Here is a 13148-nt window from a genome sequence, read left to right as displayed (position 1 = left end):
TTGGCTTAAAGCTTGGCGCTAAGCTCTTTAATCGTATGATTTAGTGTTTTGTCATTCATACTGTAATCAACTGGACAATCGATAATATGTACGCCTTTTGTGTTCAAACACTTATCAACTAAGTGAATAAGTACATCCGCGTCGTCAACTCTCCAGCCCTGCGCACCATAACTTTGCGCATATTTTACAAAGTTGGGATTACCATAATCTAAGCCAAACTCATCAAACTGCATGTTTGCTTGTTTCCACTTAATCATTCCGTACGCGTCATCACGCAAGATGATCACCACAAGGTCTAGCTTAAGCCTGACGGCGGTCTCAATTTCTTGGCTATTCATCATAAAGCCACCGTCACCACATACACTTAACACGGGCGCATCTGGGTTAACGAGTTTTGCAGCGATCGCTGAGGGCAAGCCAGCCCCCATCGACGCAAGCGCGTTATCCAGCAGCAGCGTGTTTGGGTGATAAGCCGGGTAGTTTCTTGCAAACCAAATTTTATAAACCCCGTTGTCTAAAGTGACGATACCATTGTCTGGCATCACCTTTCGTATGTCGCGTACTAAGCGTTCGGGTAAAATGGGGAACCGGTCGTCATCTTCTGCTTCAGCACGGTGGTCTACATAGGCTTGATGCACATCTTTGTAGAAGTCGAGTTTCCAACTGTCTTGGGGAGTAATGCCTTCTTTTATCTGCCAAATGCTATTAGCAATATCTCCAACTACTTCGAGTTGTGGGAAGTAAACAGGGTCTACTGCAGCCGAATCAAAGTTAACATGAATCACTTTTTTATCGTTGTGATGCATGAAGAATGGTGGCTTTTCTACCACATCGTGGCCTACGTTGATAATAAGGTCTGCACGCTCAATAGCTCTATGCACAAAATCGCCGTCAGACAATGCGGTGTTTCCTGCAAAACGAGGATCGCTTTCGTTCAGCACCCCTTTACCCATTTGAGTTGTAACAAACGGAATGCAGGTTTTATCAACAAACTCCCTTAGCATTTTTGCAGTAAGCTTTCTATTTGCGCCTGCGCCAATCAATAACAAAGGAGATTGAGCCTCTTCTATCATTGTAATGGCAGAAGCGATTGCTTTATATTCGGCGATGGGTCTACGCGTTCTACTGGGTGTTAAAAGCTGCGCATTCGTTTGCTCCGCTGCAATATCTTCAGGCAATTCTAAGTGCACTGCGCCAGGGCGCTCTTCTGACGCCAGTCGGAAAGCCTCTCGAACGGTAGAAGGTATTCGGTCTCCACTTACTATTTGATTGGTGAATTTGGTAATGGGCCGCATCATGTCCACGATATCGATAACTTGAAAGCGACCTTGCTTGCTGGTTTTGATTGGCTTTTGCCCCGTTATCATCAACATTGGCATCGCGCCTAACTGAGCATAGGCTGCGGGCGTAACTAAATTAGTGGCACCAGGCCCTAAGGTCGAAAGGCACACTCCCACTTTTCCGGTAAGCCTGCCGTAAGTAGCAGCCATAAAACCAGCACCTTGCTCGTGACGCGTCAGCACCAGCTTAATGGAGGACTCGCGCAACGACTCAAGTAAGTCTAGGTTTTCTTCGCCTGGGATACCAAAGACGTACTCCACGCCTTCTGCTTCTAACGCTTTCACAAATAAGTCGGACGCTTTCATGTGCTGCACGCTCCTTGTAATTTGAGCAGGAAATAAAGTTATTCTTAGTTGTGCTACGAAACAATGCTGCGAATGGGTTTACTGTGCGTAATAAAATGCCCGTAGCTAACGGGCATGTTAAAAAATAGTGTATAGGAGAGAAAAAGGAAGTCTAATCACTGATTATTATGCGCTTGTATGCGAGCAAAGAACCATCTTCGTTTTGAGACACACTGAATGTATATTCATTGTAGTCACTGCCAAACACTGTATCTTGCCCCAGCAACGTGTCTGGCTCACCCCGGTGACTGTAGTCGGGATGATTGGTACAAATGTCTTGGCAAAAGCTATCGGAAAAGCCAAATTGAGAAACCAATTGATCAGTATTGTTGCGACGTATACGAAAATGGATGTGGATAGCTCGGCTGCTGTACCAGCCGGGAAAACAGCTTTTTAGGTTTATTCTTCCGCTAGCATCTGTCACCGCAATACCTCTGAACCACTTCGCACGTAATGCATCCGCCTCATTTCCCGTGCAAAATGCCGAATTAAATCCTCTGGCATCGGCACTATCACTGGTATCTCCTGAATAAACGCCATCTACATCGCAATGCCATACTTCAATTTCATAACCCGATAGGGGATTGCAGGCTTCATCAATTAACTGCAGACACAACATCATCGGCAAACCTGTTTGCTCATATGATATGTCGTCAATATAGTCACTTTGAAAATAGCACGGGCCTTCCGTTTGAGAACCTGTGAGAGCCACACTGCATACAGAAGCAGTGTCAAATAAACTATCGTCTGGAAAATCTGATGTCATAGCTGACGTGCCACCGCTTGCCCAACCGTCAAAATCTTCGTCTGATCCTGCATTTGAGTCGGTGTCGTTATTGGAAGATGAGGAGTTAGATGCTGTGGAACTGTCAGAGGTGGAATTGGAACCTCCACACCCCCACAATCCGATAGCAATAGGAGCCAATGTAAGTCCTACCGCAGTTTTCATAAAGCGGCGTCGCTTGAGCGGCTTTTCCGTTAGTTTGTTTGATGTCATCGTATATTGCCCTTGGTTGTCTTTGCAAAAAAGACATTTAGCTAAAGGACAAGGTTCTCTTATTTACTCAAGATTTACGTAGCTTTACACAGTAAATAAGCAAAAGTGGAAAAAACGCAGGCATTTGGGTCACTAAACCTAGGTTATTCAGCACTCCATTCGGATAGCACCCTCTGTGTGACTTTATCTACTTCATGTTTGTTTTCGCTTATCCACCAGCGTTCCATGATACGGACATTTTTCTGATTGGCTTTATAAAATATGTCCGCGATGTCGCCAACAAATGGGATAAAACCTAAGCCAAAATCGATGGCTGAGTTTTTTACCATTTGAGCTATTAACGCTTTGGGCATACCCAATGATTTTCCCAGCCAAACTATTCGAAGTGAAACGAAGAGCATCAGCGCGTCACCGGCTCCTGGAATGAGGCCCACGATTGAATCCAAGCCTATTCTTATTGGGATAAAAGGGAGCTTTACAGCAGTATCCAGCAAGTTCGCCAGTTTTTGCGCTTTAAGTAGTGCCTTTGGTGCTTTTCCTTCCACGACCTTATCTCCCTTTTAATATAATAAATGCGCCACCAAGGGTGACTTCCCTATTGGTTTCTCTCGAAACGTTTACTGTCAGCTTTTCAAACGCTACTTTTCAGCGCCTAGCGCTCTTGCTAAGCCTGCACGCAAACCATTGTCCGATTCTACCGTCCAACCATGTAAATTTTCTTGCACTATGTCAAAGAGCACATCAATGTGTTCTTCATCACTGTTTAATGCCGCTATGTATTCATAGCGTTCACCACCAGCTTCCATAAAGTACTCGCGATTCTCTTCACCAATTTCTTCAATAGTTTCCAAGCAATCGGCTGAGAAGCCAGGGCACATAACCTGAATGGATTTCACCCCTTTTTCAGGTAAAGATTTTAACGTTTCATCTGTATACGGTTTCAACCACTCTTCTCGACCAAAACGAGATTGGAAGGTTGTCATATATTCGTCGTGTGAAAGGCCAAGTTTCTCGGCAAGCAAGCGCGACGTTTTGTGGCACTCGCAGTGATAGGGGTCACCATTCATTAAATAGCGCTTAGGAATACCGTGGTAAGACAAAATAAGCTTGTCCGCTTTTCCATGGGTTTCCCAATGCGCTTTTACTTTGTTCGCCAGCGCGGTAATGAAATTATCGCGGTCGTGATAGTGATTCACGAAGCGAAGTTCTGGGAGCCAACGGCGAGAGGTGAAATCCTTAGCGATAGCATCAAATGTGGAGCCAGTTGTCGACGCGCTGTATTGAGGGTAAAGCGGTAAAACGACGAGTTTGCGTACGCCTTTTTCCAACATGGACTCGATGGTATCACCAATGGCGGGCTTGCCGTAGCGCATGGCAAAATCAACAATTACGTCATCGCCATATTGGGCTTTACAGCGTTCAGCAATAGCTGATGCTTGCGCTTTAGTAATAGCCATAAGTGGAGAGCCTTCTTCAGTCCATACGGTGGAATAAGCCTCAGCAGAACGCTTAGGGCGAAAGTTTAAAATGATACCATTTAATACAAACCACCAAATCGCTTTAGGCACTTCCACAACCCGCGGGTCAGAAAGAAACTCTTTCAAATAAGGGCGTAACGCCTGCTTAGTTGGCGCTTCCGGTGTCCCCAAATTCGTTACCAGTACGCCAATTTTATCTGGTTGCCCGTGAGTAAAACCTTTGTTCGATTTGTATTTCATATATTCATAGTCCGAGAAGTACTGCGCTATATCCGTATTATACTGAATTACCTTAGATTATGATCTGCTATAACGCCAAAAAAGTGCGATTGCGTTAATAGATTTTGGACATTAAAAAAGCGACAGGTGTTCGAAAATACTTTTCAAAAACACATGCCGCTTTCTTAGTTTGCTGCCGCATTATGCGTGTGGCAGCCCGTAAAGCTATCTATTTAAGGCTGATAGTAAGTCGCTGCGCCCGGGCCTACCGGCATACCGAGTAGGAACACCCAAATGTAGAACAAAATTGTCCAACCTACGATAAACACCATTGAGTAAGGCAGCATCATGGCAATGAGCGTGCCCATTCCCAAGTCTTTCTTGTACCTTGCAGCCATGGCCAAGATGAGTCCGAAATAGCTCATCATAGGTGCGATAACGTTTGTGACTGAATCACCAATACGGTATGCAGCTTGAATCACTTCAGGCGCGTAACCTATGAGCATGAGCATTGGCACAAAAATAGGTGCTGTTACCGCCCATTGCGCTGATGCACTCCCTAGCGACAGGTTCACTACACCACACATCAAAATAAACAGAATAAACACCGCTGGGCCATCTAACCCTGCCGCTTGTAACAACGCAGCACCTTTAACGGCTAATACTGTGCCTAGGTTTGTCCATTTGAAAAACGCAACAAACTGCGCAGCAAAGAACACTAGCGTAATGTAAAGACCCATTGCCCCCATGCTTTTAGACATGGCATCAATAACATCTTTGTCGTTCTTCATCGACTTGGTAACTTTACCGTAAACAAAGCCAGGAATAGCAAAGGTAATAAAAATGAATGCAACAATCCCTTTGAGGAACGGGGAGCCCGCCACTTCACCTGTCTCTGGGTGACGCAAAATACCGTTTTCTGGCACTACCGTTAGCGCTAATATCGCGCAAACTATAACAAACGATATCCCTGCCCAACGCAGGCCTTTCTTTTCTAAATCCGTAGGCGCGTCCATTGATTGCTTGCCTAAATCTATGGAAGCATCAGCAGGGTCAAATTTACCGAGTCTCGGCTCAACAACCTTTTCGGTGACCAACGCTCCCATTGTGGCTACAACGAAGGTACTGATGAACATGAAGTACCAGTTTACTTCTGGGCCTACCATATAGTCGGGGTCAATCATGTGAGCAGCGGCTTCCGTGATACCCGACAACAGTGGGTCAACAGTTCCAAGCAGTAGGTTGGCGCTATAGCCAGCCGATACACCTGCAAACGCGGCGGCCAGACCCGCTAACGGGTGACGACCTAACGAGTGGAAAATCATCGCTGCCAGTGGAATAAGTACCACGTAGCCAAGCTCTGATGCTGTGTTTGAAATGATACCTGCGAAGACGATAGCAAAGGTCACGGCACGTTTAGAGGCATTCATCACCAATGCGCGCATAGCTGCCGACAAAAGGCCAGAATGTTCTGCTACCGATACACCAAGAAGCGCAACAAGTACGGTACCCAGCGGCGCAAAGCCTGTGAAATTGGTAACCAAGCCTGTCACTATTCGCTGCAAACCTTCTGCGCTCATCAGCGATATGACTTCAATCATACCGTCTTCTTCGCGCCCCTTTGCACCTATTGGGCGAGGGTCAGCTACAGCAATGTCAAAGTAACCAAGTATCCCACTAAGTAACACTATAAAAAGTGAAAGCAGAGCGAACAGCGTTACTGGATGTGGGAGCAGGTTTCCTAACCATTCCACCGTGGTGAGAAATCGCGAGAATAACCCACCTTGTCCGCCCCTATCATCGGCAGACACTGTATTTGTATTTTCCGTTGTCAAAATCTTCCCTCTGTCGTTTATTGACGTCTACCACACCAAGGTTAATGCTGGGAAGGCGTCAACCTTGTACATAAATAGTGACGTGTTTTAATAATATTCAGGTGGTATTTTACCCGATTCTGTGAAAATTTGGCAGTAGGTAGGGTAAATGAAGGGTTAAGTCAGTGTATATTTTCCTAAAATTGCCCGGCTACACAGATGAAATATAACTCGCTATATCATACCTTTAGCCTTTTGAAAGGCGTAAAAAAACCAGTCTAAAAAGACTGGTTTTTAAAGCTTCAAATTACGGCTATTTAGTTACCGTTTGACTTGTTCATATACTTGAAGAAGTCGCTATCTGGTGCAATAACCATGACATCTTGTTTGCTGTTAAAGCTTTGCTTATACGCATCCATACTGCGCAGGAAGCTGTAAAAATCAGCGTTCTTTGAGTAAGCGTCAGCGTAAATTTGTGCCGCAATCGCATCACCTTCACCGCGAAGTTGTCGAGCATTACGCTCAGCATCAGCAAGCATTACCGTTACCTTAGCATCGATGTTCGCCTTAATGACTTCGGCTTGCTCTTGACCTTCTGAACGGTGCTCACGAGCTACGGCGGCACGCTCTGCGCGCATACGCTGGAAGATCGAGTTGCTCACCTCAGTAGGTAAGTTAATCTGCTTAACGCGTACGTCTACAATTTCAATACCAAGCTCGTCAGACGATGTAGAAGCTTGTTCCATTGCTTGGTTCATAAGCGCTGAACGCTCACCAGAAACGATTTGTGCAATAGTACGAGTACCAAACTCAGAACGTAGGCCGTTGTTTACTTTTTGCTTCAGTAGCGCTTCTGCTTGCAGCTTGTTGCCCCCCGTTGATAGATAGTAACGTGCAAAGTCTTCTATGCGCCACTTAACATAAGAGTCAACAATCAGGTCTTTCTTCTCGCTTGTTACAAAGCGGTCTGGTGATCCATCTAACGTTTGAATTCGCGCATCAAGAACACGGACTGAATCGATAAATGGAAGTTTAAAGTGAAGGCCTGGTTCAAATACTTTTGTATCGCCGGTCGCATCGTCTCTTTGCACTTTACCAAACTGAATAACAATGGCGCGCTCGCCTTCTTTAACTGCAAACAGTGAGCCTGATGCAAGCATTACAAGAAGAACAAATACTGCAATTAACAAATTCTTCATTGTGCTTATCTCCCCTCTCTGTAGCTATCGCCACGCAAGCCCATACTTGGCGAGCTGTTGCGGCTGCGGCCGTTAGCATCAGTTACTGGTGCTTGTAAGCCTTCCAGTGTATTGCGAGTATTCTTGTTATTAGTTGATTGCTGGCGTTCCATAATCTTATCTAAAGGCAAATACATCATGTTATTGCCGCCTTTACTATCAACCATGATCTTGCTGGTATTACCCAACACTTCTTCCATGGTCTCTAGATAAATACGCTCGCGAGTAACTTGAGGAGCACGCTCATATTGTGGAAGCAGCTCTTCAAAACGTGCCACTTCACCCTGCGCTTCCAACGTTACACGCTCTTTATAGGCTTGCGCTTCTTCATTCATACGATTTACTTGACCACGTGCACGTGGCTCAATCTCTCTCGCATAAGCTTCAGCTTCACGAATGAAGCGCTGTTCATCTTCCTGTGCAGCAATGGCATCATCGAATGCATCTTTAACTTGCTCAGGTGGACGAGCATCACGGAAGTTCATATCGATAATGGAAACACCCATGTTGTAGGGTTCAATGATAGCTTGTAGCTCTTCCCAAACGCGCTGACGCGTTACCTCACGACCGTCAGTCAACACATCATCCATCTTAGAGTGACCAACAACGTAGCGAATAGCACTATCAAGCGACTGGCTTAAGCTCTGCTCAGGGCTTTCAACGGCAAACGTCCAACGATACGGATCTACAACGCGAAATTGCATTTCCATTTGAACGCTTACCACGTTTTCGTCTTCTGTAAGCATAGAACCTGAAGATGACTGGTCGCGAATTGACTGAACATCTACAGGAATAACTGAATCAATAAACGTTGGTGCCCAACGAAGACCTGGTTCAACCTGCTCGTGATACTCACCAAAACGAAGGACTACGCCGCGCTCTGCTTCACGAATGGTGTAAAAGCCACTAATGAACCAAATTACGACAAGTAAACCTACAAGAATACCAGCACCAATACCGCCTAGGCTTTTGCCTGAGCCGCCACCGTTGCCACCTGACTTTCCAAACTTACCAAATAAGTTTTTAAACACATCGTCCAAATCTGGGGGACCTTGCTCTTTCCCACCGCGATTCTTCCACGGGTCGTTATTATTGCCACCCGGCTCATTCCAAGCCATGCTGATACTCCATAGATTACTGTTATATTTTTGAATTTCGCATGCTCAATGCAGTGACTAGCACTGACTAATGTCGCACAACATACTCTGATATTCCGTTTTCCAGACGCTTTTCAAGCCTGTTCCAGTCAGCGGCGGGCATTCTTACATCAACTACCCAGTCTCCCTGACTGTCGTATTCTTCACTAGCAATACAGTTTAGTTCGAACAACACGCCGCGCAATCGACTTTGTGCAGGCGGAATCTTCAACGTGTAATTCACCATGCTTTTACCTAAACATTCGGTTAAAGCTTGGCTCAATAATTCCGTTCCTTCGCCTGTTTGTGCAGATAGCCACACTCTAACAGGCACGCCTTCGTCGTTTCTTTCTATACGCGGTTGAACGTCGTCTAGTTTATCAATCTTATTACAGATTAGTAATTGTTGAATGTCCCCTGCTTCAATTTCTTCGAGCACGTTGTTTACTTCGTCCATGGTTTCACGATATTTCGCATCGGCAATATCAACCACATGGAGCAGTAAATCTGCTTCTTGAGTCTCTTGAAGAGTCGCTTTGAACGCAGCAACTAAGTCGTGGGGAAGATGACGAATAAAACCAACCGTGTCGGCCAAAATAGCGGGACCAACATCTTTTAACTCGATTTTACGTAACGTTGGGTCCAGCGTTGCAAACAGCTGATCGGCAGCGTAAACGTGTGAGTCGGTAATGGTGTTAAACAGCGTCGATTTTCCCGCATTCGTATAGCCAACTAAGGATACCGTTGGAATTTCAGCGCGTTTGCGCGAGCGACGACCCTGCTCGCGTTGCTTTTGCACTTTCTCCAATCGACGAAGAATGGCTTTAATACGTCCACGAAGCAATCGACGGTCAGTTTCTAGCTGTGTCTCACCTGGACCGCGAAGACCAATACCACCTTTTTGACGCTCGAGGTGGGTCCATCCTCTGATGAGACGGGTTGAGATATGCCTCAACTGGGCTAGTTCGACCTGGAGCTTACCCTCATGAGTTCGCGCGCGCTGCGCGAAAATATCGAGGATAAGCCCAGTTCTATCTAACACCCGGCATTTACACACTGCTTCTAAATTACGCTCCTGAGAAGGAGAAAGCGCGTGGTTGAAAATAACAACGTTAGCATCGTGTGCTTTTACTGCTGCTGCTATTTCCTCTGCCTTACCTGAACCAACAAAAAACTTAGCATGAGGCGCACTGCGTGACGTCGTGATGACCTCGACCGCATTTACCCCTGCTGAAGACACAAGTAATTCAAGCTCACTTAAGTCTTCTTTACTGTTCTCGTCGGAAAAATTAACATGAACAAGTACAGCCTGTTCACCGGCTTCATAACGGTCAAACAAGCGCGTTACCTTTTAATTTATTCACCTTTAGTATTTTCGGAATCTCCTGCGCTAGGCATAGTAATAGCGCGTGCTGGAACAACAGTAGAAATTGCGTGCTTATACACCATTTGGCTTACTGTGTTCTTCAGTAAAATAACGAACTGGTCGAATGATTCAACCTGCCCCTGAAGTTTAATACCGTTTACCAGATAAATTGATACTGGAATACGTTCCTTACGCAAAGCGTTCAAGAATGGGTCTTGTAAAGATTGCCCTTTAGCCATTTGATATCCTTAGTTTTTATTATTCATGATAGAAATTGAACTATCACTGCACGTCTAATATATACCACACTCAAATACTTAAAGTGTGACTTTCGCTGTAATTTTAAGCAAATTATCGTTAGCAAATGTGTCAAGCCATGTAACCTGCTCCCACCCCCGTAACCACGTGAGCTGGCGCTTGGCAAGCTGCCTTGTAGCGATAATACCTCTTTCACGCATTTCTGCGTAACTCAACTGGCCGTCTAGGTACTGCCACATTTGTCTGTACCCTACTGAACGTATAGAAGGTAATTCTTCATGTAGATCACTACGCTCATAGAGTTTCAATACTTCTTTTTCGAACCCTTGCTCTAACATTATGTCGAACCTGGTCGCGATTCGTTCGTGCAACACTGCCCTGTCTGTGGGCGCTATGGCAAATTGTGCAATGTTATAAGGGCACTTTTCACCCTTTTGTTGTTGCCAATATGTCAACGTCTTGCCGGTACTTCTATACACTTCCAGAGCACGAGTAATACGCTGTGGGTCGTTGGGGTGGATTCTCTCACCACTAATTGGGTCTACACCACGTAATTCATCGTGTAATTTAGACCAACCCAAGCGTTGTGCCTGTTGTGTTATATCATCTCGTATCTTTTCATTTGACTTAGGTAGTGGCGAAATTCCATTTATCAAGGCATTAAAGTACATCATTGTACCTCCAGCCAAAATTGGCACCTTGCCTCGAGCTAAAATATCGCCGATAAGCCCATTCGTATCGTTTACAAATTGCGACACCGAATAGCTATCTGCCGGGTCGATAATATCAATTAAGTGGTGCACTACTCCCGCTTGCTCTTCCTGCGTCGGTTTTGCTGTGCCAATATCCATGCCTTTGTATACAAGGGCTGAATCCACACTAATCACTTCACTATCTACCTGAGCTGCTATGTCTAGCGCCAAACCCGTCTTACCTGACGCTGTGGGGCCCATAATTGCTATAACGGGCAATGCAGAATGTATGCCATTAGACACGTTATTCTCCCCACACATCTAGCACCAAATCTAAGGGGCGCACTTTAGCAAATTGCTCAATAATTTCCCATTGTTTCGCTTCTTTTTGCTGATCCAACCAGTACCAAAGGGTATTAAGTACATCCTCGTCTAATACTTGTTCATTTAAAACGAGCAATTTCATAGCTTCTTCAAGAGAACCGGCTTCACTGGCACCCTTTATGGATAAGAAAAATTCAAACCACTTTAGCCAAGGTAAGTGCCTTGTTCCAGCAGGCACCTGCTGCAAGCGGTATTTGCTGGCGACTTTGTTGATCTCAAAATGTGATGCGTTTAATAACGCAACTAGCTTTTCATCAACGTGTTCTAACGAAACAGCGACTGGCATCAAGAGTGGTTGTCCATGTTCTGCTTTTAAAAATAGTTCGCTTAACCAGATACTTGCAACTTTAGTGGCAGAAAGAAGGTAAATTTTTTCTAATTTTGGATAAATTCTACACGACGGAGAAAGATTAACATGCTCATTAATGCGCTTCTCGTCTCTACCATCATCAGCAATGTCACCATTTGGCGTCATTAAGGCATTGTAACTAGATTGATACGCGGCGCTTGGCCCTCGACTTTGTCCTCTTCCTTGCAAGAGCTTAGCGCCAGCGCCCCCACTAAAGTTTCCCGCTGACGACGGTTTCGCATTACCGGTATATTGACCTTGGTTCTGTGTCGCATTGTGTGAGTGTGCACCCGAAGGATAATGTGAGGCTTCATTGAACGCGCGTGCATTATCAGGCGCTTGTTCTTGCAAGGGCCTAATGTAGTCGTGCTCAACCTGGGAAGACATGAAGTCAGAGCCCGAAGCGCGATTTGTGTCGACTCCTGCCAAAGGTTGCTCGTCGGTCATGGCGTGCAATGCATCACTTACCGTTTTACAGATAAAGTCATGTACCAACCTGCCTTGTTGAAACCTAACTTCATGCTTGGCAGGATGCACATTCACATCAACATCTCTAGGGTTAACATCTAAATACACCACAAAGCTTGGCTGCTCGATAACTCCCCAGACACTCTCATAGGCTTGCCGAATAGCATGCATAATAAGCTTGTCACGCATGCCCCTACCGTTCACAAAGCTAAACTGGCAATCGTTGCTGCTACGCAACATAGCTTCGTTGCCTAGCCACGCGTCTATGTGAAGACATTCATACTCGGTATTTATATGCACCGCATTTTGAACAAACTTCTGCCCAACTACGGCGCCGATCCGCGTTGATAAGCTACCTTCTTTATCGGCGATAAAGCGTCTTACTACTTTGTCATTGTGCTTTAAAACGAAAGAAACCCTTGGATAACTCAACGCAATACGCTTAATAACGTCTTCGATATGTTGAAATTCGGTTTTTTCGGTGCGTAAAAACTTACGCCTTGCTGGCGTATTATAAAAGAGGTCTGCCACATCAATTGTGGTCCCAACAGGGTGGGCAGCTGGCTGAACATTTACTGCCATTTCCCTACCCTCGCAATACGCCTGCCACGCTTCGGTTTGACACTCCGTACGTGATGTTAAAGTTAACCGACTCACGGAACTAATACTAGCGAGTGCTTCCCCGCGAAACCCAAGGGATAGAATTTGTTCCAAATCATTGAGTGTAGAAATTTTACTTGTCGCGTGGCGACTCAAGGCCAACTGCAGTTCACTTTTCACAATGCCTGAACCATTGTCTTTTATACGAATGCGCTTGTGGCCACCTTTTTCAATATCGATCTCTATTTTGGTGGCGCCGGCATCAAGACTATTTTCTAGCAGTTCTTTAACGACAGATGCTGGACGTTCAACCACTTCACCTGCGGCAATTTGGTTAGCGAGTTGAGGAGATAAAAGCTGTATAGGCAAAGGGCTACCCTATGGTATTCAATGTATAGTATTCACTATATGAATTCGTAATGAGGTTTTATGTAAGCGCATGGAAGCACTGGTAATGTCCGGTA

Annotated in this window: 11 protein-coding genes; all 11 read right to left on the bottom strand. The window is 45.3% G+C overall.

Annotation, left to right across the window (positions count from 1 at the left end; translation table 11 throughout):
- Window positions 1-5: 5 nt before the first annotated feature.
- Complete coding sequence (locus tag V7R55_RS11540; protein WP_039221823.1) at window positions 6-1646, bottom strand: acetolactate synthase large subunit; 1641 nt, start codon at window positions 1644-1646, stop codon at window positions 6-8.
- A gap of 151 nt (window positions 1647-1797) precedes the next feature.
- The gene (locus tag V7R55_RS11535) at window positions 1798-2682 is read right to left on the bottom strand and encodes a dioxygenase family protein (protein ID WP_287498399.1); all 885 of its coding nucleotides are present in this window, start codon (window positions 2680-2682) and stop codon (window positions 1798-1800) included.
- Window positions 2683-2825: 143 nt separating this feature from the next.
- A complete protein-coding gene (locus V7R55_RS11530; protein ID WP_039221816.1) occupies window positions 2826-3227 on the bottom strand; it encodes a DUF4112 domain-containing protein in 402 nt (133 codons plus the stop codon).
- A 93-nt stretch (window positions 3228-3320) separates the two neighbouring features.
- A complete protein-coding gene (hemH, locus tag V7R55_RS11525) occupies window positions 3321-4400 on the bottom strand; it encodes a ferrochelatase (protein ID WP_039221813.1) in 1080 nt (359 codons plus the stop codon).
- A gap of 212 nt (window positions 4401-4612) precedes the next feature.
- Window positions 4613-6214, bottom strand: coding sequence for an AbgT family transporter (locus V7R55_RS11520; protein ID WP_207198752.1), 1602 nt, complete (start codon window positions 6212-6214; stop codon window positions 4613-4615).
- A 296-nt stretch (window positions 6215-6510) separates the two neighbouring features.
- Window positions 6511-7392 (bottom strand): protease modulator HflC, encoded by an 882-nt coding sequence (gene hflC, locus V7R55_RS11515; RefSeq protein WP_039221808.1) that lies wholly within the window; start codon window positions 7390-7392, stop codon window positions 6511-6513.
- Window positions 7393-7397: 5 nt separating this feature from the next.
- Window positions 7398-8549 carry an FtsH protease activity modulator HflK gene (gene hflK / locus V7R55_RS11510; RefSeq protein ID WP_283632447.1) on the bottom strand — a complete coding sequence of 384 codons (1152 nt, stop codon included), beginning with the start codon at window positions 8547-8549 and terminating at the stop codon, window positions 7398-7400.
- Between the two features lie 67 nt (window positions 8550-8616).
- Window positions 8617-9906 (bottom strand): ribosome rescue GTPase HflX, encoded by a 1290-nt coding sequence (gene hflX, locus V7R55_RS11505; RefSeq protein WP_334059607.1) that lies wholly within the window; start codon window positions 9904-9906, stop codon window positions 8617-8619.
- 17 nt (window positions 9907-9923) lie between these two features.
- Window positions 9924-10172: an RNA chaperone Hfq gene (gene hfq / locus V7R55_RS11500; RefSeq protein WP_014951092.1), complete on the bottom strand. Its 249-nt coding sequence runs from the start codon at window positions 10170-10172 to the stop codon at window positions 9924-9926.
- 78 nt (window positions 10173-10250) lie between these two features.
- The gene (miaA, locus tag V7R55_RS11495) at window positions 10251-11204 is read right to left on the bottom strand and encodes a tRNA (adenosine(37)-N6)-dimethylallyltransferase MiaA (RefSeq protein ID WP_334059606.1); all 954 of its coding nucleotides are present in this window, start codon (window positions 11202-11204) and stop codon (window positions 10251-10253) included.
- Window positions 11188-13053 (bottom strand): DNA mismatch repair endonuclease MutL, encoded by a 1866-nt coding sequence (gene mutL / locus V7R55_RS11490; RefSeq protein ID WP_334059605.1) that lies wholly within the window; start codon window positions 13051-13053, stop codon window positions 11188-11190. The genes miaA and mutL overlap by 17 nt, the downstream gene beginning before the upstream one ends.
- Window positions 13054-13148 lie beyond the last annotated feature (95 nt).

The organism is Alteromonas sp. S005 (assembly GCF_036864475.1).
Taxonomy (GTDB): Bacteria; Pseudomonadota; Gammaproteobacteria; order Enterobacterales; family Alteromonadaceae; genus Alteromonas.
The sequence above is the reverse complement of the archived record's forward strand: the minus strand, read 5'-3'. Positions and strand labels throughout refer to the sequence as shown.